The organism is Rahnella variigena (genome assembly GCF_003610915.1).
GTDB classification, from domain to species: Bacteria; Pseudomonadota; Gammaproteobacteria; order Enterobacterales; family Enterobacteriaceae; genus Rahnella; species Rahnella variigena.
The window spans coordinates 4712964-4736172 of the sequence record NZ_NSDJ01000001.1; the positions used below are offsets into that span (position 1 = coordinate 4712964).

The window sequence follows — 23209 nt, forward strand, 5'->3', positions numbered from 1 at the left end:
CCGTGAGGTCACCAGAACAACGAATGTAGAGGAACACCATGAGCATCGACCGGACAATTCAACCTCTTTCAGTACCCGCTGTGAATGTGCAACAGCAGGATTTAAAAATGCGTCCGAAAGCCGCGGATATCAGCGCGGCACCGGTTGCAGCCAGCGAAACCTCAGGTACGCAAATTAAGCTGAGTAAAGTGACTCAGGCCATTCAGACAGACAGCTCACAGGATGTTGACTACGACCGTCTTGCAAAAATTCGCGCAGCCATGGATGCCGGTGAATTACAACTTGATACTGACCAGATTGCCAATGCGCTGGTCGAAGACATCTTTCAACTCTCATAAGTTCTGATAAGACATTAATGAAAATGGAAAACTTACGTTCGGTTCTGCTAAAAATTCAAGATTCTCTGGGTGAACTGGAGGCTATTCTTGTCGAAGAAGCAAACCAATTAAGGCGGACGCAGATTAATCCTGTTTCCCTGCAAATTGTATCTGACAGCAAAAGTCAGTTGCTGGCGACGATCAGTCATTATGATGACCTGCGTAAGCAAATTGAAAAGCCGTTACATCTTTCTGCGCCTTATCATCAGAACGCAAGATTTGCATTGCTGTGGAAAAATATCACCAGGAAAGTCACTACCTCTAACGAGCTCAATAAAAAGATTTATGACTTGCTTGAAATGCATATTCAGAAAACTGAAAGCATTAAAAAACTGGTAAATGATGCTGGCACACCCACCTCACTTTATGGTCAGGAAGGTCAGTCTGCGACGCCTGTATCAGGAAAGGTTTATAATATCAGCGTGTAACGGGATTATTAATAGCATTAACAAACTAACAACTTATGTCCCCTAAATAAAAAATCTAAAAAACCACTCTGTTGTCTATTTTAGCTTCCTGTCGCGGGAAGCTTTTTTTTGTATTTTCCATCTCCTTAATAAGCGTCACTTCTGTTCGTTCTTCGGCCAATCTGTTTATCATTATTTCATCCCGAAAGCCGTTAAAATAGCCAGCGTAAAAATATGCGGAATTTTAAACAGGGTGTGAAGTGGCAAATCTAATACTGCGCAGTGGATATCTGGACGATTACAATGCGCTCGGTGAAAACGGCCAGACAATATTTGAAAGCGCGATACAAATTCGCGAAACATTACGTCTGCGTAAACAACAGATCCTCCTCGATTGCCTGGCGATCCCCCAGCACAATGAAGCCGAAGATAAAGTGGACTGGTACGCGCCGTATGAAGGCACCGTCACTCAGTGGGCTTACGCCAGCGATAAGCAACGCGAACAGGCCCTGCGGTATCTGGAAAATTGCCTGACCAGCGCCAGTGCGCTGAGTAAAAGCTGCCTGCTGGCTGAAAAAACCGCCGTCCGGTTATTTGGCTCACTGCTGGCCAGGGTGGTGCAGTTTCCCGCCAGTCAGCATGTCTATCTGGTCGACGATAGACCGGTGATCACATTCTGGGGATTTACCCGCCTCAACCACCCGCAACAGGATGATCCCCTCGAGTGCCTGCGCGAGATCGCGCCACCTGTGGTGGCAGAAATCGCCACGGAACACGAACCGGTTATTGCGCAGGTGGCTGAAAAACAGGACGCTGAAAAGCCTGAAATCAGTACGCCTGTAATCAATAAGCCGCTGGTTATTGAGGCTTCCGATCCGCTGCCCGCGCCTGAGCCTGAAGAAGAAAAATTTGCTGATCCGCAGCCAGTCGTCGTTACGCTCTCATCGCCTTCTGCACCGCCGTCAGAACCTGCTGCCACCGTGCAGGCTGAGCCCGCCGCACTGCCCCAAAAAACCAGACCGCTGTGGCGCAGACTGATGCTGAAGATTGCCTTTGTGGGCATCCTGTTTATCGGCCTGCCAGTCGCCTGGCCGTACATCGCCGCCATGATGCCGTCGCTGGTGGTGACGCCTTACCGCGCCGGATCCACGGAAAACAACGTGCCTGCAACTATCGCCGAAACGGCGTCAGAACCGGTGGCCGAAACGCCAAAAATCCCGCTGTCTGCTCACCTTCCGGTTCAGCCTGCCGTCGTGGTTGCGCCGCCTGCGCCAGCGGTGAAAGAAGAGTCAGTGAAAGAGCCTGTTGTGGAAAAAGTAGAGGAACCGGTCATTGATAAAAATGCACTGGTGCTGCCCGCTGATGAGGTTAAAGCGGGATCCACAGCCTTTATGAATGGTCGCTGGAAGGCGAGCATCAACGTCAATAATCCGCTGACCAGCACCCCGCCGGGTCTGCGTTATCAGATCAAAAATAGTGAAGGCACCATCAGCATTACCCGCAACAACAATATTGTCTGTAAAGCCGACGTTTATCTCGGACTGATGCAGTCAGGCAATTTGCTGATTAAGAGCCGCACCAAAGCGAAATGCAGCGATGACACCCGTTATCAGGTGCCGGAAATCACCTGCAGACAACCGCTCAGTGGCGCGGCCCAATGTACCGGCCGTTATGAAGACAACACCGTCGTTCCGATGACGCTTTTGAGAGTGGGTAAATAATTCATGCTGGCAACTCTTATCGACTTCAAACCGGCCGTTACCCTCATCCAGAACAGCAGCGTGCAGTTTCTGGATTTCGGCCTGAATCCGGTGGGCGCAAGCCCGCACGCGGGTCGCTTTGTGCGTCACAGCGTCAATGGCCCGCTGCTGCGTCTCAGCTACGATACGTTGTCTGAGCGCTTCACCCTGCCCGCTGAAAACGGCGGCGAGCCGGAACTTGTCCGCCCGGAGATGACGGTTTCTCTGGAACATTCTTTGCAGGTGATGGACAACGTCTGGCTGCCGCTGCCTTTTATGCGTTTTAGTCCGCCGCGCGTATTCACCAACAGCCCTGCGAACTGGGCGCGCGTGCAGATTAAACGCCTGCCTGCGCCGGATGAAGCCGGTAACACCCTGCGTTTGTGTATTGCTTTCGACACCAAAGTTCATGCCGATGACAGCGCCACCGCACAGCTGGCTCTCACCACCCGTGATGTACGCGACGGCAGCCGCTTTGCACTGGCGTGGCACAATCATGAAATCAGTGAGTTTCTGGATGAAACCTGGGTCGATGGCTGGTTGCGTGAAGTGTTTGTTCACTATGCCACCAATCAGGAAAAGCGCAGCGCGGGTGATATCAGTAACGCCATGAAAGCCTTCGAGTATCAGGCACACTTCCTCAATATTCTCGAAATGCTTGGTACCCAGCTTGAGATCCCGGAAGTTCAGATCGTCACGGAAACCCTGAGCAATGCGCCGGTTCCGGTGGACTTGATCCTTGATGTGGGCAACACGCATACCTGCGGCGTGATCCTTGAAGATCATGGTCCGAAAAATGCCGGATTACAGCAAAGCGCCGAGCTGCAAATCCGCTCACTGACGGAGCCGCAACTCATCAGCGAACCGCTGTTTACCAGCCGTCTGGAATTCAACGAAGCCAAATTTGGCAAACACCATTTTTCAATGGAAAGTGGCCGCGATGAGGCGTTCGTCTGGCCGTCTTTTGCCCGCGTGGGCGATGAAGCGCGCCTGCTGGCAACGCGCCGTCTGGGAACCGAAGGTGCCAGCGGGATTTCCAGCCCGCGCCGTTATCTGTGGGATGATGCCCCCTCGGATCAGGCGTGGCGCTTCAGTCAGCTGACGGGTAAAACGCCGCGTGAGCCTCGTGCCATCGCGTTACCGCTGATGAATCTGATGAATGATGACGGGCAGCCCTTGTACAGCCTGCCACCGGATGAACGTCTGCCGGTGTTTTCGCCCAACTACAGCCGCAGTTCGCTGATGACGATCATGCTGTGTGAGCTGCTGGCTCAGGCACTGGCGCAAATCAACAGCGTCGGCCACCGTCAGAGCATGGGGCTGACTCACGCACCGCGCCAGCTGCGCGATATCGTCCTGACGCTGCCTTCTGCCATGCCCAAACAGGAGCGGGAGATTTTCCGCCAGCGGGTGCAGGAAGCGGTAAAACTGGTCTGGAAATCCCTCGGCTGGCAGCCCAAAGATGACGATATGCTGCCCGGTTCCGGCAGCCGCGCCACCGTGGTTCCTTTACCAAAAGTACAAATGGAATGGGACGAAGCCACCTGTGGCCAGCTGGTCTGGTTGTATAACGAAGTCATCAATAATTATGCCGGTCATGCGGAGGTGTTTTTCCAAAGCCTTGCGCGCCCTGACCGGCAGCTTGCCAGTGATGAACCGCAGGGACGCACCCTGCGTGTGGCGTCTGTGGATATCGGCGGCGGCACCACGGATATGGCGATCACCCAGTATCAGCTCGACGACGGCGCGGGAAGCAATGTCAAAATCACGCCAAATCTGCTGTTCCGTGAAGGGTTCAAAATTGCCGGGGACGACATTCTGCTGGACGTGATCCGCCACTGCATTCTTCCGGCACTGGAAAATACCCTGCAAAAAGCCGGAGTGACTGATGCCGCGCGCGTCATGAATAAGCTGTTCGGCGATGCCGCCCTCGACGGAAGTCGCGCCACGCTGCGCCAGCAGGTCACATTGCAGCTGTTTATTCCTCTCGGTCACGCCATTCTCGCCAGCTGGGAAAACAGCGATCCGCATGATAACAGCGCGCTGTTTGAAGGCCGGTTCGGTGAGCTGATCCCCCGCCAGCCGACGCAGAATGTGATCAATTATATCCATCAGACCATCCAGCCGCTGCTGCCCGCAGATGCGCAGCCTTTCGATGTGCTGGACGTCCCGCTGCTGGTGGAACTGGCATCGCTCAAAGAAGCCCTGCTCACCGGGCGCTTCAGCCTGACGGCGCCGCTTCAGGCGTTGTGCGAAGTGATCAACCATTACTGCTGTGATGTCCTGCTGGTTACCGGTCGCCCTTCCTGTTTTCCGGGTGTTCAGGCGTTACTGCGTTATCAGCAGCCGGTGCCGGTTAACCGTATTGTCTGGCTGGACAGTTATCAGATCCACGAACGCTTCCCTTTCGGTCAGCAGGGTCGGGTGGTGAATCCAAAATCCACCGCGGCGCTGGGTGCGATGCTTTGCAGTCTGGCGATGGATTTACGCCTGCCGGGTTTCAACTTTAAAACCGCCGATATACAGGCTTATTCCACCATCCGCTATCTGGGCGTGTTAGAGGGTAATCAGACCCTGAATGCAGAAAACGTCTGGTATGCGCAGGTGGATCTTGACTGCCCGACCGCGCGGCTGGATGAAAACCTGAGTTTCCCGGTGCGTGGCGATATTTGTCTGGGGTTCCGCCAGCTGGCTGATACACGCTGGCCGGCGACACCGCTGTATCAGCTGAAAATCAACACGCCGGCACTGGCAAAACGTATTGCGGGAGACGGCATTTTGCAGGTGCGGCTGCAATATGATCAGCAAAACGGCGGCTTCTCTCTGGCGCACGCCACAATGCAGGACGGCAGTCCGCTGCCGGAAGGGGCGGTAAGCCTGAAACTGAACACGCTCGCCAGCAGTTATAACGGCGAAAATCACTATTGGATCGACAGCGGGAACGTATACCTAAAATGAGCCAGTCAGACGCCATGCTTAATCAACTCACTGAATGGGTAAACGATGCCCGTGCGCATTCCCCGCGTCTGGATCGGGAAGCGGACGGCCTGCTGGCGCGGTTAATGCAATTGCAGCAGCGCCAGCAACAGATCGTTTCTCTGAACGATGCACCGCTGACGCTGGGGTTTTACGGCAGCTCCGTTGCCGGTAAACACCACATGCTAAAAATGATTGCCGCCGGAGGGAGTGACGAGGTTTATGTGCAGCTGGGTGAAAACACGCTCGATTATCTGCGCCATATTAATCCCGATAATCTCCCGCCTTCGATGGCGGTTCGTTTCACCGAGGTCGTGACACCCGGAGTGGAAAACTTTCCGCTGCTGCTGACGCTGTTTTGTGAAAGTGAACTGGCACAGCGGCTGATTCGCCAGTATCAGGCTTCCCGCCAGCCGCGCATTCTGTCCCGCAGCGCCATCACTGCCAGACTGGCTGAACTGAAACTGCGCCGCCAGCCGCGTGAAATTCCGGGCATGACCTGCGGACAATTTTCATCGGTCGTCCGCTGTTATCATCAGTCGGTTCGAAGCACGTATCATCTGGATGATGCGCTGGTCTGGCAGATGGCTGAACTGGTTCCCTGGCTGGATCTGGCCGACCGGGCAATATTGCTTTCCACCCTGTGGGGAGAACACCCGGCACTGAGTTCGCAGTGGCAGCAGCAGGCACGCAGGTTGCAGAATTTAGGCGGAGTGACTCAGGTTCTGGCCCCGCTCAGTCTGGTCGTCGACAATATGCTGCTGCCAAACCCCGGTTTCCTGGTTCCCGCAGCGGAAAATACCGCAGAGCTGAATAACGACGTGATTGTCTGTCCGCTGCGTGATGGAAATACGCTGACACGTATGAGCCTCCCGCAACAGGATCTGGTCAGCCTGTGTGCCGAAATCACTTTCACACTGAGCCAGCCTTCTTCACTGACCGGCGTCGATATTCTGGACATCCCCGCCGGGCAGCTCCCCCGCTATCAGGAATGCCTGCAACCCGATACGGTGCTTATCTGCAACGCCGTCGCCGAAAGCCAGAGTCTGAGCCCGGTGGCACGTATGCTGGAAAGTTGGGTGGAGGAAACTCAGCCTCAGACACAGAGCGCGCTTCCGCGTCTGGTCTGGGCGATCACGCCTTTCGACCTGCGCTTTACCCGTGGCAATCACACCGACGCCGCCGTGCAGCGTTACATCACGCAATCGGGAAAACGCTGGGGTACATTACAGGCCCTCGATCAGCGCGATATCGCATGTCTGATCGAATGGCTGTCGGCGGCAGTCAACGGCGTATCGAGAGAGGACCGGCTTCGCGCCTTGCAGGAGAGTCTGCATCAGCGGATTGCCGCGCAGTTCCGCCGCTTTATCTCGCCGGAAAATGAACAACCGGGCCAGCGTACTGAAATGATGATCCGCGCCCTGCAATCTCAGGCGGCAAAACAAGGTGACCTGATTGACCGGCTGATGTTGCCACGCGACGCGCTTTATCAGTGCTGGCAGCAACAGCAGCAGAAAAATACCGGGCAGCCTGCAGCGCTGATGATGAGTGTCGATTTGTTTGACGACGCTGACACCGCTCCCGATACAGCACATCAGCAGGACAGCTTTGCGGCAGACGTTTTCGCCCTGTGGGTGAATCATGTGACTCAGCTTGGCCATAATCAGGCCACTGCCGGTGCCGCCGGGCTGGACGCCACTCAGCTTCAGACGCTGTGCGACACGCTGATCACCACGGCTTATCGCCTCGGACTGGCTGATACGCTGGAAACGACGCTTGCACAGCAACATGGCGATGCCGCACTGGCTGTCACTCAGGCGGGGAATGTCGTCAATGATTTTGTCAGCTGGCTGGGTTACGACCTGGCGGATGCCGGGCAGCGCCCGCAGAGCCGCATTAATAAGGGCGCACCGATTTTTGCGCCTGCTGCGCAGGCCAGTGCCGGAATGCGTCCGGATAGCCTCGGCGATGACGTGATACAGGGTAATGCCCGATACATTTTCGACTGGCTGGTCGCCCTGCTGACCCGCGCAGCAGAAAACACGCAGTGGGAAATGGCTGACGGGCTGGATGAAAAACACAGAAGTTCACTGCGCCGGTTGCTGACGGCATAAATCCGCAGCCGCCGTTTTAACTCATGTGCCTTTTCAGTCTGGCAGACAAGGTTTCAAGGGCGGCGAGCAACTCACTGACGGCATCGTCGCAGTTTTCCTCGTTCTCGCTCACAATTTCCAACGTATCGCAGGCATCAATGACGGCCTGCGCGTTGATCATCTCAGCGCCACCGCGGATGCGGTGAGCAATGGCCGCCAGCGTCTGACTATCGCCGGAGGCCGACGCGCCCTGAAGTTGTTGTGTGTCCTGCTGAATACCGGAAATAAACGTCTGTAAAAGAGGATGAAGTTTACCGGGATCGTTATTGGTCAGCGCGACCAGCCCGCTTAAATCCACCTCATTTTCATCATCAGACGGTACGTCTTCGGGTTCAATTTGAGTCTCAAAAAGCGCGGCCAGCATCGCCAGTGTCACGGGTTTAAACAGACACTTATCCATACCGGCATCGAGGCATTTCTGCCGTTCTTCATTGACGGCGTTTGCCGTTAAGCCGATTATTTTTACCGGCAATCTATTCTGTGTGCTTTCTTCCTGACGTATCCGGCGGGTCAGTTCATAGCCATCCATCACCGGCATACTGCAGTCAGTGATCACGAAGTCGACATCTCCACGCCGCCACGCCGCCAGCCCTTCGCTGCCGTCAGCGGCTGCCGTCACATGATGACCCAGTGAGTTCAGCTGGAACGTCAGCACTTCCCGGTTGGCCGCGTAATCATCGACAATCAGCACCCGCCGCGATGCCTGAATGTCTGTGACCGTCGCTGGCAGGCTTTCTGATTGTGGCAGCGCACTGCGCTGCAATGGCAATATCACGACCGCCGAAGTGCCCTGTCCTGGCTGGCTTTTAAGCGTCAGCGTCCCGCCCATCATTTCGCTTAACGTTTTGCAGATGAGCAGACCCAGCCCCGAGCTTTGCTGAGAGGACAGTTTATTATTGGACGCACGTGAGAAGCGGGAGAAAAGTTTCTGACAGTCTTCGTTTGAAATTCCGATACCGGTATCGGTAATCGTTATTGTCAGTCGCAGGCGCTCTGCGCTTTCCACATGGGCAGCCGCACTGACAGTGATTTTGCCCTGTTCGGTGAATTTCAGCGCATTGCTGAGCAGGTTGGAGATGATCTGTTTAAATCTCAGAGGATCTATCAGTACGCCATAATCCAGCGTTCCGGCGATGTCTAAACTGAATTCCAGACCCTTACGTCTGGCCAGCGCTTCGAATAACCGGCACAGGGAGGAGATGAGCTGACCGATATTTTCCGGTTGCAGGTTCAGCGAAAGGTAGCCGCTTTCAGCACGTTCAATATCGAGAATATCCCCAATCAGCGCCAGTAAACCCTGGGCTTCACCCGACGCAATATTCAGGGAGTATTTATCAACAATGCCTGCATCGGCTTTTTTCACCGCCAGTTCCAGCATCCCGATAATGACGTTCATCGGCGTGCGGATTTCGTGGCTCATGGTGGTCAGGAAGGTTGATTTTGCTTCGCTGGCCTGCACGGCCTGATCTTTATCGGTCTGCAAACGCTCCATACTTTTGTGACGTTCGCTGATGTCATACCAGCCGCCGATGACGCCGATAATCTCACCCTTTCCGGTCCGGTAAGGCATGATCCAGTGGTGAATAATGCGGTAATCATTTTGGGCGAGCCGCAGGATCCGGTCACTGATAATGCTTTCTCCCGTTTCGATCACCTGCAGATAGGTTTCTTCGAGTTCCTCGGCCCATCCTCCGTTCATATCCTGCACATTCTGCATATCAAAGACCGTTTTACCCAGCACGGTATTCTCTGGAATATTCAGTTGCTGATAGTAGCTGGTATTGCACAAGAGCAATTTACCGTTGCAGTCACGCACATAGATAGGCAGCGGCGTTCCATCAATCAGGTCCCGCATGAAAGTCAGCTGATCGTTAAGCTTTGATTCGGCCTTATCCCGCTGCTTTATCAGGTTACGCAGCCAGTAAACCCAACCCAGCAGGATGATGAGGAAAACAACCAGCAACAGGAGTCCGTACAGAAGTTGCTGGCGTTCTTTATTCCAGAAGTTTCGCTCGATGACCGTCTGACCGCGCCAGTGATTGCCCAGTTCGCTCATTCTTGCCGGCGGGATAGAGGACAGTGCCTTAGTGATAATTGCCAGCAATTCTGGCCTGTTATCAGCCATGGCAATGCTCAGACGCAGTGACTGATTGGTAAACACGGAGTCGATTTTGAACCGGTTTTTGTAGAAGTTATCAATCATGAACACCGACTCCGCCAGTGAAACCACCACGATGTCGACCTTTTTCGCCCTGAGCATACGAAAAGCGGCTATGGCGTCTTCATTGATCACCGGCACCATTTGCGGATACTCATTTTTAATCACTTTCAGGATGGGATCTTTGTCCACTACCGCGACCCGTAAAGGTTTATCCCCGATGTCGTCAATATTGATATTGCTGTCTAAGCGGCTGGAAACCACGTAGCTGTCACGATAAAAAGTGGGGGAATAACGGATGCCCGGCGGCGGCGGTTGCAGGTTATCGGTGACCGACACCGCAAGATCGACATCACCGTGCTCCAGCAATTCTCTTGCCTGAGCACCGTTCCCGACCTTATGCCAGACCAGCCGGAACCCGCTGATTTTCGCCACTTCTTTCAGTACATCCGCATTGATCCCGTAAGGTTCGCCACCTGCGGCAAAAAATGAGTAAGGCTCATTGGTATCTTCAAGGGCAACCCGTAAAACCCGATGGTTATCGCGCCACGCCAGCTCTTTTTCATCGAAAAGAACCGTATTGTCTTTATCAATCATCTGCGGCTTAACCCCCCAGTGATTGAGGATCTTCTGCCGCTGTTCGGGAGTGACGGCCTGAATGACCGCATTCAATAGCGATAAAAGAGTTTTATTCTCGTGGTTTAGCGCAAAAGCGAACTGGGTCTTTGGCAGGGTGGCCCTGCGTTCAATGGTGATGTTATTGAACACTCGTCGCCCCGAAAGAAATTCAGCACTGATGTTATCGCCAAGAAAAAGATCGTTTTGCCCGAAGGAGACTGACCCCATCGCACTGAAGTTGGAGGGATACATTTTCAGCTTAATGTCGGGATAGGCTTCAAGTATCCACTGAGAAGGCAAATAGTTGTACACCATCGCCACTGAGACGCCGTTCAGATTTTCACTGTGCCGCACAGGAATGTCAGAACGTCTGGCGAAGACCGGATTGTCTTCAGCATAAGCCTCAGATAACACGAGGTTTTTGTCTATCTGATCGAAGCCATTCGATGTGCCGAGAAAGTCGAGTTCATTGCGCGCCAGCGCCGCCATCGCCTCCTGACGTGAGCCAAAAACTTTCACCGTCACCGGGAGGTGCAGCGCGGTGGAGATCAGTGAAGCATAGTCGGCGGTGATACCAATATAATCATTTTCAAAATTGATGATATCGAAAGGCGGGTAGCCCGGTTCGGTAATCCCCATCGTGAGCTGCCCTTTCTGCTGCAACCACTTCTGCTGTGCGCTGCTGAGTGAAACAACCGGGGCAGGGCCTTTATATTGCCCGTGGAGCGTGGCGGTATAAACTGCGGCAGCCATTGCCTGTGTGCAGAGCAATACGCTTAAGATTAACCAGCCCAAAAGGCGCATTTACGTATTCTCATAATGGCTGGCGACGTCAGCCAGTTCGAGTAAATTGCTGACATTTAACTTGGTGTATAACCGGGTTTTATAGGTGCTGATGGTCTTCTCGCTCAGTGACAATGTTTCAGCGATTTCTTTGTTACTCAGGCCATTGATGAGGTATTTCATCACCAGCATTTCACGGTGCGACAGACGGGCCAGTTTCTCCGTCCCCGCTGCCGTCGTTTCGCCGGTGGCGGCAGAGACTTGCGGAAATAATGAATAACCCGACATCACGGCATTGATGACGTCCGTTAGCATCGAAAGGTTATCGTTCTTCGACACATAACCGGACGCTCCCGCCTGGATGCAGGGCAAGGTGAACTGCTCGCTGTTTTGGGAGGTCAGCACGACGATTTTGCAGGCGTTTTTACGCTCGCGTAAGTGGCGGATCACCTCCAGTCCGCCCAGTCCGGGAATGCCTAAATCCAGCACCAGCAAATCAGGTTGCAGTGACTCGCATTGCTGTAAGGCCTCAATACCGTTGTCACACTCAGCGACAACCTGAAATCCAGCATTGATGACCAGCATCCTGACCGTTGCCAGAATGAAAGGATGGTCATCAACAATAATTGCTTTACGCACTAGGTAGCCTCGCCAACGGGTTAGGAAAATGTTCAACACGGCAAAATCCCAAAGGATCAGAGAGATTACTTATTGAATTTTAGCAGGGCTTTTAATGTCAGGAAGGAGGCGGATCCGGGGATAAAGAAAACAGCGGGAATACCTGTAAACTCATCAAATCTCAACCCTTCATTCCGAAACGGAAAACGGGAACCACTGAAGAGTTGCTGCTGCTAATGCACACCTTTAATCCGATAAAAAACCCGTGCAGCCGCGTCATTTTACGCTTCCGGGAGGATTCTGTGTACATTTCTGTTCATGTAGCTTAACGGCTTAGTTACATTTTCACCCGGTACAATATCCCGAAGGATTAACGGTGACAGCGGATAGCCCGCAGGCTTCGCCTTGTGGTAAAAAAAAACCGGTTCAACAGCTAAAAACTGTCACCGGCACCGGAAGTGGCGGGCCCGCTGTACCGGACCCGCCCGCGTTAAAAGTACTGCGTGGTTACTTCACCGTCGGCGTCTTAGCACGCCACTGGCTGCCTGACTTCAGCGCACTGCTTTCCTCAAATTTCACCGGATTATCACGATAGGCTTTCAGTTTGTTGCGCATCCAGCTGCTGGCATCGCCCACACCGCTTATCACACCGGTCGTCGCACCGCCACCTAAGTGGACATGGAAAATACCGCGTGACGGGAAATCCAGATACTTCGGCGTGGACAGCTCCCATGAATGACGTGAGAACAGTTCGCGGGTGTCGTTACCCATCATTGATGCATAAGCCGCATCGAATTTCAGCGCCAGCAGGCGTTCATGGATTGCATCCACCGAGGTCCCGATTTCAGAATGCCCCATCAGATAGCTGCCGCCGCTGCCCCAGTTCTGGGTGTTGAAATCGGCATTCACATCATCAGCAGACGTCGGCAGATGGCTGGCCGGAACCTGCCATGGCAGAACCGGTTGACGCAGGTGACGGCTTAATGAAGCGCAGAAATCAAAGGTGCGTTCCCATTCGTATGGAGAATAACAATAACCATTGGCATACGAACGGATAGTGAAGTCATCGGCTTCGTAACGGTCTGCCGCCATAAAATCAGCGCCCTTCGCCACATCAGGCGAACCGTCTGCACGGATATACTCGATGTCATCAAACACGCCGACCAGCAACGCATATTGCGCCGTCAGTCTGCCCGCAGTGAACGGATCAACTGTCATTTTTTTATGTTGCAGGTCAGCGGCATCAAACACATCGTCATAGACGAAATCTTTGTAAACCCACTGCGAACCCGCCACGCCCCACAGATTGACCTGCCAGCCGAGTACAACGTCTGGCGCAACCACGCGCGTCAGCCAGTTCACCGCACGAATATAACCTTTCAGGGTATTGGTAATGCCCGCAGGAACCTGCACATTGACGTTGTGATGGGCCAGTGCTTCGGTCAGAGGCTGACGCACCGGAATTTCATACGTCGGCAGGAAACCGTATTTCTGGCATTCGCCGAGATAATCCGGATTGACAATATATCCGGCTGGCACCGGATGTTCGGCATCCTTCTGGGACTGCGACATTTGCAGCGACTGAATAAAGTTGGCGAAACTGAATTTATGGCGAACCGGATCGGCAATAATATTCGTGACATCGCCCAGTGATAAGTTACAGGTATAAGACACCATCAGCGGCAGCACGGGTTCATTCAGTTTGGCGGAGACGTCCCGCGCCATTTTAATAATTTGCAGCGTCGGTTCTTTAGACGGCGACAGATAATCGCCCGCATCGCCCATACCGTCATCACCGGAATATTTGAAAATTGAAGAGACGCGCGCCGCGGCAAAATCATCCACGTTAGTCGGTACCATATTGGCGCAGGCACCAAAGGTGAGGTACTCAGGGAAACCTTTCACGCGCAGATTCGCCCCTTTCACTACCGCCACATTCAGCTGTGCCGGTGCATTTGCGCTGACCAGTAAAGGCTGAGGGCTGACATCCACGTAATGCACGACGCCATCGAGAATAAAGGTGTCGGAAACCACGGTATAAGCACCCGGCGCAACCAGAACCGCCTGCTCAATGTTGCCATTTTGCGCAGCAATCGCATCAAAGCGATACTGACGTGGCGGAACGGAATTGTCCGTCAGTCGCAGGGTCAGGGATTTACTGACCGCAGCGTCTGCCTTCACACTGACCGTCAGCTTCGCCGCATTGGACTGTGAATCGCCACGCTGGCTGACCTGTGCCTGGGTGTAATTAATGCTGTGATACTGACCGTCGAACTGACCGTCGTAATCATCAAACAGATAATGAACATTGTTCAGACGTAAATCGGCGAGGCGGATTTCAAACCGGCCTGAAACAGGTAAATGTTCCAGACGATATTGCTGGCCGGAACGCACCGGCAGGCTCAGTTTATCCGTGCCATTCTCGCTGCAAATCAGCGTCAGTTCTTCATCGCGTAAACCGGCAAGACCTGAGAAATTCAGGGCAACATCAATGGTCGTACTGCGGTCCACTGCGCCGAAGGTGATGGCCAGCGACGTGGTGCGGCCTTTATCAATGGTGATTTCTGCCTGACCAATATTAACAGGAACACGGATCGTGCCGTCATCCGTGCTTAAATCTGTCGCAATGATAGTGTAATTCCCGGCGTTGACGGAGAAGGTAGACACGTGACCAAACCCCGGCAAAACACGCAGAGTCTTGTCGCCGCGTACCAGACGCAGTTCGACTGCGGTATTTTTTAATCCGGCGGGCAGCGGCGGGCAACTGACTGACAGCTCACCGGTCACACCCGGCTCTTCGTCTGCGGCCAGCGCAAAGGTTTCACGGAAATCAGACCAGGCAGGCGAATCGGCAGAAGAGACGTTCAGCCCCATATGGATTTTCTGAATAGCGTCGCCGACAGGCTGACCGTCAGTCGGTTCGACGATCACTTTGACATCGAAAATTCCGCCGCCGACGTCTGTTGATTCCACCTTAATACCGAGTGGTTTCCACGGATTAGTTTCGACGTTAATATCACCGGCAGTGATTTTTCCCGGTGCTGAAAATACGATCACTAACTTTTCTTTAATATCAACCGCGCTGCCTGACGTTGATTTAATTTCATTCAAATCGAGAGTGGGATACCACGCATCGTTGGTCATGTTTAATTTGAATTGCAATTGCATAATACTTCTCCGCAAAGATGGGTAAACAGTGTGAAAAATCCCGTATTAATAAGGTCATCCGGGAACAGCCATCACCCTAGCAGAGGAGTAAAACATTCATCGCCACACTTAATTCATTTTATGCAGTTGTTATTATTAATATCACCTGACAACAATCGCATTAATATAACGGCACAATTTTATGATTATCATGCCTGTTATTATTATTCTCATAAAAAATAAAAAAGGTATTAATACGCCATATCGACATGCTCAAATTCACAAAACGCTACGCTCTGCAAATGAGGGGCATGTTACATGTCAGCTTTGCGCGATGCTTTCCAGTTTTAGTTGTGACAGCTTCTTGCCCGCTGGGCTAAGATACGCAACAGAAAAAATCCTTAAACCCATCGCGTCGAAAAATGGATTAAAAAGATTAAGTCTATGACAAATAATGTAAACCTGGATGCCCACACGCCGATGATGCATTGGTGTGATAACACTGATTAATAACGGTTTATTTCCACTAGATTATAAAAGCTATACTTTAACCTACACTTATTTAAGTGTCTGATTTTACGATTATTGTTTGCTGTCCTCATCCAGCATTATAATCCCTCTGTTTTTCTCCCCTCTAACAACACAGGGCATCTCCATGAGCCGATACCATGTATCCAGTAATGAAGGCCAGTATGAGAAAGACTCTGGCGAGCAGGTTTTGGCTAATAAACTGGGTATCACTGCTTCCGAGGAGATGGATGAAGCGGAACTTGTCCTGTTAGAACAACTCTACCAGTCCGTTTTTGAAGAACAGTTCCCGGAAGGGCAGCTAAGCGTAGCCCTGCTAAAAAGCTGGCACCGCCGCTGGTTAGGTAACATCTACGAGTGGGCTGGACAAGAAAGAGCGGTCAATATCAGCAAAGGCGGCTTTATGTTTGCCCCTTCAGCGCAGTTGCCAAAACTGCTGAACGAATTCGACAGCAAATATCTGGCTCAATACACACCGTGTAGCGGCATGAACGAAGAACAACTTATCACCACTATCGCCATCACCCACGTCGAGCTGATACTTATCCATCCATTCAGAGAGGGAAACGGACGCCTGTCGCGACTGCTAGCCGACGTGATGGCCGTTCAGGGAGGATACAAATCGCTGGATTATCAAAGCTGGGAGCAAAACAAATCCCAGTACATCTCGGCTATCCATGCAGGTATGTCGATGGACTACGAGCCGATGAAACACTGGGTCAGAAAAGCATTAAAAAGGTTTTAAACCGCAAGACGTAAATGGGCGAATTTTTTGCGCGTAGCTTTAAGGGAAGCCTCGATCTTCTCGGAGGACTGCCCTGTTTCAACAGCCGTAGATGTTGCTACCGAGCGAATGATGTCATCACGAGATGGCATAGCGTAGCTTGCCTGAGTTTTTTTGTTGTTGCTCATAGTTACTCCTGAAAGCAAAATCTGATCGAACAGTCATCAAGTTAGCACTATACCAAAATTTCCAGGCTAATTCACCCAAGCCTCGCAGGAACTCACTCAATGCCTTGTTAAAGGGTAAAAGCGAATCATCCTGGACACCTTAGGAAAAAAGATGCAAAGCAATTTTGTTACGGCAAGCGAGGCGCAATCCAGATCTGTACTGCGCCTCGGAAAATACGCCGGGGATTATTTGACCGTGACCTGCCCGTTCATAAGCAGAGGGAGGAGCCAATCGCGAAGTTCTCTCAATTTCGTACTCTCCTTTTCACGAGAGATGACCTCTTTGACGATGCCACCTATCGCAGAAGAGTATTTTTGTATCAAAGAGTCATCTTCAGGGTAGGCTACTTTTAAATTCTCCAAAGAATTCTCCCAATTAACATAAGGCTGTTGTGTGCCAACAGATAATTTTACTGCTATGTTAATCGTGTTCTCTTCATTACATACTTGGTAAATATAAGGGAGAAAATCCTTTTTTTTTGGCCTTAGAACAAGTGTAGTCGTTCTAGTAACACCATCGAATGGTGCAATGCACACTCGATGAAAATAAACCCTCATAGCACCAATAAGTATATCATCTCTTCTATATTTTATAAGGCTTGTATTGGCTCGTTCCGAAGAGTAAGCATCACCATAACTCATTTTCTTCATTGGCAATACATCTATGGGCGTATAAGGTACATTACCGTCAATTGCGATAGAAACGATGGAATCAGCACGATTTTGCAATAACTCATTTAACCGTATTGTGCACCAGCCCGCCGGAATTTCACGTTTCAGCGTGGCGTTATACACCATCTTCCCACCGGAGGTTTTATACGGTTTTCCGTTGGAATCAGGGAAATCAAACTGCACAAACCAGTAGTCGTACAGCGTTTTAGCCATCGTTTCCAGTTCGGCGTTGATGCGATTGTTGAGAGCGATTTTTTTATCCAGTATCTTTAATACTTTTGAAACTGTCGACTGTTCAGATTCAACAAGATCTCGTAATGAAATGCTGGTCAAAATCGGCATAGTCAGAAACTTTGTTTGCGACCCCTGCGCTTTTTCTCGCAACCGCTTTAGTTCAAGCTTTAAAGCATAATAAATATAATCAATATCATAACCAGGTTTAGCTGTAAGCACGTAGGTTCGTTGATATGCATTAAACTTCCCTTGATACCTACTTACGTGAAAATTACCTCTTGCATTATTACCAGCGATAAGTACCACATCACCATCAAATGCATAGTGATCGATTTTCTCTGGGAACTCAGCGCACGTAAAAAATGGATAATCACCATTTTTCACTGCCCGATTTGCATCAAGTTTACCTGTGCGAATATTACAGGCATCACCAATATTTTTAACCATGGTAATTTAATCCAGCCATCTGCTTCTTAATTTCCTCTTCCAGCTCTCGCGACTGGTTGAATAAAACTCCAAGATTCTCCGTAAACCCCTTCATCTTCGCGGCAAACTGTTCCGGCGTCATATCGGTGTATTCAATTTTCACATCAAAATACTGCCCGGCGCTGAACGAGTAATTCTTCGCGGCGATCTCGTCATAGCTGATCACCACCGAGAAATCCTCTTCACTCCATTTATTGTTGAACACTTCGCAGATGCGCTGCTCTTCTTCTTCGGACAGCACCGTTTTCTGGTTTTTGCCATCTTTGACTTTCTCGCCTAAGTTAGAGGCGTCGATCAGCACTACTTTCTCTTTGTTGCTGGCGTCAATAAACAGTATCGAGACATTGGTGCCAGTGGTGGCGAAGATATTCGACGGCATGGAGACTACACCTGCCAGCATCTTATTTTTCACCAGATGTTCGCGAATGCCTTTATCAATGCCCGACTGCGCCGTTATAAACCCGGTCGGCACTACGACCGCCGCCTTGCCGCCTTGCTTCAGTGAGAAAATAATGTGTTGCAGGAACAGCTGGTAAATCTCCATTTTGTCCCTGGCTTTGGCTTTGATTTTCGGTATCCCGGCAAAGAAGCGTTGCTGGTTTTCCTTGCTGTCCAGCGTGTCGCGGAAGTCGCTGAAATCCATCTTAAACGGCGGGTTGGAGACGATGTAGTCAAAGCGTTTCAGTGCGCTGCCGTCTTTATGGAACGGATGCAGAATGGTGTTGCCCTGGATAACGTTGGGAATCGAATGCACCAGATTGTTGAGGATCAGGTTCAGGCGCAGCAGGCTGGAGGATTTCTGCGAGATGTCCTGCGCAAAGATACTACAACGATCTTCACCGATGGCGTGCGCCACGTTCATCAGCAGCGTACCGGAACCGGCTGAAGGGTCGTAGCAGCTTACGTCACGCACGACACCCTGCTGCGCTTTCGGCACCAAAATTTCCGCCATGATGCGCGCCACTGCGTGAGGCGTGTAGTATTCAGCGTATTTGCCGCCGGAGTTGCTGTTATAATCTTTGATTAGATATTCAAAGATTGTGGCATAGAAGTCGAATTTCTGCGTGAAGATGCGCTCGAAGCTGAAATCGGCCAGTTTGTTGATGATGGCGCGGCAGAAGTCGTCGCGCTTTGATTCGTCGGCGATGTACTGGCTGAGGCGTTCAAACAGCACCACTTTCGCGCCGCCGTCGGTTTTGACCGCGAAGATGTCATTGTTGGTGGCGGCGATGTCCATCAGGGTGTCGTCAAAGGTGGTAGCGAAATTGGCCTCATTTTGACGGTTGTATAAATACTGAATGAAGTGATGCGGCTTCAGACGCGCGGTGTCGGCGCTCATCTTCAGTTGCAGCTTGTCCCGCTGTTCTTCGCTCATCTGATTGAGCGCGACTTCCCATTTTTCGGCGCTGGCGATGCTTTTATCCACCTTTTTAGCTTCAAAGGCAAATTTGTCGTTCAGGAATTTGTACAGAAATGCCTGAGTGATGATTTTGAATTCGTTACCGTCGTTGCCCAGACCGTAGTTCGCACAGATGCTTTTCAGGCTGTCGATCAGGGTTTTGGTTTTGTCTCTAAATTCCAGTTCTACCACGTACGTGCTCCGGTATTAAATTCGTTCAGGTATTCCGCCACAATCAGGCGGTTGATGTCGCCAGCAGCTTTCGCGCTGAGGGTGATCTTCTGCTGGTTTTCAAAGTGTTCCAGCACGCATGACACGATCTGGCGTTCAAAGTAGCTTTCATTGTTTAGTATCTGGCTGTTATTCAGCACTTTTCCATCCGCATCCTGCTTGACACCGAGCAGTGCTTCGAAGATTTTGCGCTCTGGATCACTAAGGCCGCCGCGCTCGCGCAGGCGTTTGTGAGTACGCGCGTATTTCACATCGCCCCGGTATTTCTGGCGCAGCAGGTTGTTCTGGCGGTTCAGCTCTTTGATGCGGTCATGAATTCTATTGAGTGTGCCGATATTCGCAACCATTTCTTCCTGCGAGACTTCGCTGAGTTTCTTTTTCTTGAACAGGCGCTCCAGTTCGTCTTTCAGGCTGACGAACTGCGGGTCCTGCTGGTCGAAGTTGGCAGCCAACGCTTCGCGGGTACGCCGCAGCGTCTCTTTCAGTTCATCGGCCAGTACCAGCTCTTCTTCGCCCACTTTATGGAATTCGAAAATTACTTCTTCCAGCGCCCGGTTCAACAGGCCGGAGAGATCTACGCCCTGTTCCAGATCCGCTTTCAGGTTGAGTAGGTCGAGACGGTGGCTGGCTTCGCGGTAGAGGATATTGAGTTTGTTGAAATCCAACGACTGGAGAAATTCAGTGTTGCCCTGGAGGCGGATCAGGTTGTAAAGGCTGCGGGCGTCGGCCAACGCGTTTTTCAGCGCCAGCGCGGTTTCCCGGTCCTGGATCTGGTTTATCTGGTCTGTGAAGATTTCTGCATTTTCTGTATCGAAGCTGAACAGAACGTCTTTGATGTGTTCGATTTCTTCACTGATCTCTTCCGCCGATTTAAACAAGCGGGAGTAGTGCTCCATTTCGTCGCCCAGTTCAGCCTGTAGCTCTTCAAAGTAGGCTTTGTTGGTGGCGTCAAATTCCTGGCGAATGTCGGCAAAGTCCACCACGTAGCCGTAGCGGAAGTGGTTATATGTACGGTTGACGCGAGTGAGTGCCTGGAGCAGGTTATGCTTTCTGATCACGCGACCAAGATAAAGTTTTTTCAGCCGTTTAGCGTCAAAGCCGGTAAGCAGCATGTTGTAGACGAACAGCAGGTCAATTTCCCCCGCCTTGAATTGCTCCACCCACTCTTTGCGTTCCTGCTTACTGCCGACGTCGTGCAGGATTAAAGCGGCGCGTTTGATTTTCCGCGTTTCTCTGGCGTGGCTCTGGTAAACGGCAGCGGGTTCTGCGGCCTGTAATACAGGCATTTCTTCTGTTAATTCATCGGCGACGGTGGGCGATTCGGCGAAGTCAGTGTTGAATAACTCAAACATCTGTTTGGCCTGTTCAGAGCTGTCGCAAATCACCATGCCTCCGATGGTGTCATCATTCAGCGCGCCCCTGCTTTTAGCAAAGTCGGTAACGATGTAGTTCAGCATCGGTTTGACGAAACTGGGATGAGCATAGATGTATTTGCGATCCACATCGCCCATTCTGACTTCCACATCTTTTAGCGCCTGTTGCAGGACCATCCGGTAGTTGGTGGCGATTTCTTCGCGAATCAGGCGCAGCGTGTAGCCATCGGCAATGGAGGCGTTGTAGTAATATTTGTGTATGTAGTCGCCGAAGAGATCGCGGGAGTTGTAGTCCGTTCCCAGCAGAGGCGTACCGGTCAGGCCAATTTTGATGGCGTTGGTGTCCGACTGGCTTAAGTTTGCCAGGAAGCTCCCTTTGGGGTTGTAGCTGCGGTGGACTTCATCGAGGAAGTAAACTCGCTGGATGTTGATGTCGTAGTCTTTGGTGGTGACGACGTCCGGGTCATCGCGGAATTTCTGGATGTTGACGACGGTGATTTCCGCTCTGCCATGATGGTTATGTAGAGCCTGTGACGCCTTGATGTCACGCGTGAAAGCTTCGCGTGAGTCGATAAGGTGAACGATTAAGTTACGGGCAGTAAATTCGCGCTGCGCCTGCTGGAGCAGATCCAAACGATCAACAATAAAGTAGAACTTAGGGATCACCTGCTGATTCTGGAAGTAATCTGTCAGGGAGCGCACGTTGTAATAAGCCAGCGCGGTTTTTCCGCTGCCCTGGGTGTGCCAGATGATGCCTTTTTTCACGCCAGCGTTAAGTTTGCGCTCAATTGCTTTGGTGGCGAAGAGCTGCGGATAGCGCATGATGTGTTTCTGGATACCGCCTTGTTCAGCGACGTACACTAGCGCATAGCGCAGGATAAATGCCAGCCGATCCCGGCTCAACAGCGCGGTGCAGAGACGGTTAGTTGGTCGGTTGTGATCTTTGTTGGTCTGATATTCCGGGTTAGTGCGGATTACTTCAAGATTGTTATCTTTCAGAACCGCGATTTCTGTTTCTTCTGACAGTGTTTTTAGTAAATTGGTCAGGTTGAAAAGTTCTTCTTCGCGGAAGTAGTTGAATACCGGGTTACTGTAAGAACTGCTAGCGTAGAATGCCCCTTGGACCGGCTCCGGATCGCTGTCGTCATACTCCATGTTGTTGGAGAAGATCATGAACTGGGTGATATTGGCGAAGCGCTTGAATTTGGGGTTCTTAAAGCGCTCGTTGATGCGGTTGCGCTCTGCAAAGATGCCTTCGCGGTTGTTAGGCTTTTTCACTTCAATAAAAATTAACGGCATGCCGTTAATCAGGAGCGTGATGTCAGGGCGGAACTCTTCATCGCCGTTTTCACAGGTCAGTTCGGTGACGACATGGAAACTGTTGTTGTTGAAGTTATCGAAGTCAATCAGTTTGATGCCAGAACGGTCGCTAAGTTTTTCGAAGAAGGCGCGACCCAAGTCGTCGTTGTCGAGAAGCAGCGTGAGATCTTTTAACAGCCGTCCGATATCATCGGGTGCGATCCCGGGGTTTATTCTGCCAATCGCAGCGGTGAAGAGGTTAGGGAAAATGTTAGTTTCTTTGTCCCAAACTTGTTCTTTCAAGGACAGGTAGTGGTATCCCAACCGTATCAGGTGGAGGATGACGGGGATTTTTACCCGTGTATCTTCTGTGAATTTCATCATGTTTCCTGTTTTTGGTTTTTATCGCGTCTCAGGCCATGCTGCGCTCCACAATCCCAGAACGGCTGGCAACAATGCCTGTTTGATTAGCGTCTATGTTACACCTTCCCTGTTAGCTGCCCGAGTAAATTTGTTGCGCTTAACTCGCAACGATAATACTCGCGATATAATCTGATATTTTTTGGGGGTAGTGACATACACAATTTGTCAGATCATGCCCATAATTCCTGATCTTCAAAAAGCAGTCGAGGTGCTTACATTCCCAGCGATAGCTTCAGGTCAGAATTATGCGGCATGAATCTGACTACTGAAAAGATGCATAAAATCATCCGGATGCGCATCCAGCCCCTACTCCCCTACAGAGCCGCCGTACATCCCTACACGTTTATTGCGATGGATAAAGGCGTTCGTCTGTAGGATAGTTTCGCGAAGTACGCCGCAGCTTTTTTAATATGTCCCGTTTGTCCCTAACCCGCTCAACTCCTCCTGAAGCCCTAAGCTCTCTTGTAGGGCGTCTGAACGGACTTTGTTAGCAGAAGAATCAGCGCCGAACTTTACCTCCAGGCATAAAGACTGTGCGTTGTGATATCAAGGCGAATGGCAACATCTGAAATGTTAGAGTCGTGGTCAACAACCAATTTAACCGATTCAATTTTGTACTATTCAAGATATAGGTAAA

13 protein-coding genes and 1 pseudogene are annotated in these 23209 nt (G+C 51.3%); 6 read left to right on the top strand and 8 right to left on the bottom strand.

Annotation, left to right across the window (positions count from 1 at the left end):
- Nucleotides 1–38: 38 nt before the first annotated feature.
- The 5 genes from flgM to CKQ54_RS21820 all read left to right on the top strand — a co-directional run bounded on the left by flgM (nt 39) and on the right by CKQ54_RS21820 (nt 7613).
- Nucleotides 39–338, top strand: a complete 300-nt coding sequence (gene flgM / locus CKQ54_RS21800) for a flagellar biosynthesis anti-sigma factor FlgM (RefSeq protein WP_113877427.1) — start codon at nt 39–41, stop codon at nt 336–338.
- A 23-nt stretch (nt 339–361) separates the two neighbouring features.
- Nucleotides 362–805, top strand: a complete 444-nt coding sequence (locus CKQ54_RS21805; RefSeq protein WP_232829829.1) for a flagella synthesis protein FlgN — start codon at nt 362–364, stop codon at nt 803–805.
- 239 nt (nt 806–1044) lie between these two features.
- Complete coding sequence (locus CKQ54_RS21810) at nt 1045–2505, top strand: SrfA family protein (RefSeq protein WP_120163763.1); 1461 nt, start codon at nt 1045–1047, stop codon at nt 2503–2505.
- Between the two features lie 3 nt (nt 2506–2508).
- Nucleotides 2509–5481 (top strand): virulence factor SrfB, encoded by a 2973-nt coding sequence (locus CKQ54_RS21815; protein WP_120163762.1) that lies wholly within the window; start codon nt 2509–2511, stop codon nt 5479–5481.
- Nucleotides 5478–7613: a virulence factor SrfC family protein gene (locus CKQ54_RS21820; RefSeq protein ID WP_120163761.1), complete on the top strand. Its 2136-nt coding sequence runs from the start codon at nt 5478–5480 to the stop codon at nt 7611–7613. The genes CKQ54_RS21815 and CKQ54_RS21820 overlap by 4 nt, the downstream gene beginning before the upstream one ends.
- Before the next feature lie 16 nt (nt 7614–7629).
- Here CKQ54_RS21820 and CKQ54_RS21825 read toward each other — a convergent pair whose 3' ends face one another.
- The 3 genes from CKQ54_RS21825 to CKQ54_RS21835 all read right to left on the bottom strand — a co-directional run bounded on the left by CKQ54_RS21825 (nt 7630) and on the right by CKQ54_RS21835 (nt 14997).
- On the bottom strand, nt 7630–11181 hold the full coding sequence (locus CKQ54_RS21825) for an ATP-binding protein (protein ID WP_167459657.1): 3552 nt from the start codon (nt 11179–11181) through the stop codon (nt 7630–7632).
- A gap of 51 nt (nt 11182–11232) precedes the next feature.
- Nucleotides 11233–11850 (bottom strand): response regulator transcription factor, encoded by a 618-nt coding sequence (locus CKQ54_RS21830; protein WP_112287709.1) that lies wholly within the window; start codon nt 11848–11850, stop codon nt 11233–11235.
- Between the two features lie 486 nt (nt 11851–12336).
- Nucleotides 12337–14997, bottom strand: coding sequence for a hypothetical protein (locus tag CKQ54_RS21835; protein ID WP_120163759.1), 2661 nt, complete (start codon nt 14995–14997; stop codon nt 12337–12339).
- Nucleotides 14998–15631: 634 nt separating this feature from the next.
- Between CKQ54_RS21835 and CKQ54_RS21840 the strand changes: the two genes are divergently transcribed.
- Nucleotides 15632–16249 (top strand): Fic/DOC family protein, encoded by a 618-nt coding sequence (locus CKQ54_RS21840; protein WP_120163758.1) that lies wholly within the window; start codon nt 15632–15634, stop codon nt 16247–16249.
- Here the strand turns inward: CKQ54_RS21840 and CKQ54_RS25605 are convergent.
- The 5 genes and pseudogenes from CKQ54_RS25605 to CKQ54_RS25865 form a co-directional block, all read right to left on the bottom strand.
- Nucleotides 16246–16416, bottom strand: coding sequence for a hypothetical protein (locus CKQ54_RS25605; protein WP_167459658.1), 171 nt, complete (start codon nt 16414–16416; stop codon nt 16246–16248). The genes CKQ54_RS21840 and CKQ54_RS25605 overlap by 4 nt on opposite strands.
- A gap of 225 nt (nt 16417–16641) precedes the next feature.
- Nucleotides 16642–17808 (bottom strand): restriction endonuclease subunit S, encoded by a 1167-nt coding sequence (locus CKQ54_RS21845; RefSeq protein WP_120163757.1) that lies wholly within the window; start codon nt 17806–17808, stop codon nt 16642–16644.
- Nucleotides 17801–19438 carry an HsdM family class I SAM-dependent methyltransferase gene (locus CKQ54_RS21850; RefSeq protein WP_120163756.1) on the bottom strand — a complete coding sequence of 546 codons (1638 nt, stop codon included), beginning with the start codon at nt 19436–19438 and terminating at the stop codon, nt 17801–17803. Before CKQ54_RS21850 ends, CKQ54_RS21845 begins: the two co-directional genes overlap by 8 nt.
- The gene (locus tag CKQ54_RS21855; RefSeq protein WP_120163755.1) at nt 19432–22530 is read right to left on the bottom strand and encodes a type I restriction endonuclease subunit R; all 3099 of its coding nucleotides are present in this window, start codon (nt 22528–22530) and stop codon (nt 19432–19434) included. The genes CKQ54_RS21850 and CKQ54_RS21855 overlap by 7 nt, the downstream gene beginning before the upstream one ends.
- 388 nt (nt 22531–22918) lie before the next feature.
- Nucleotides 22919–23183, bottom strand: a pseudogene (locus tag CKQ54_RS25865) (transposase); the annotation flags it as partial.
- Nucleotides 23184–23209 lie beyond the last annotated feature (26 nt).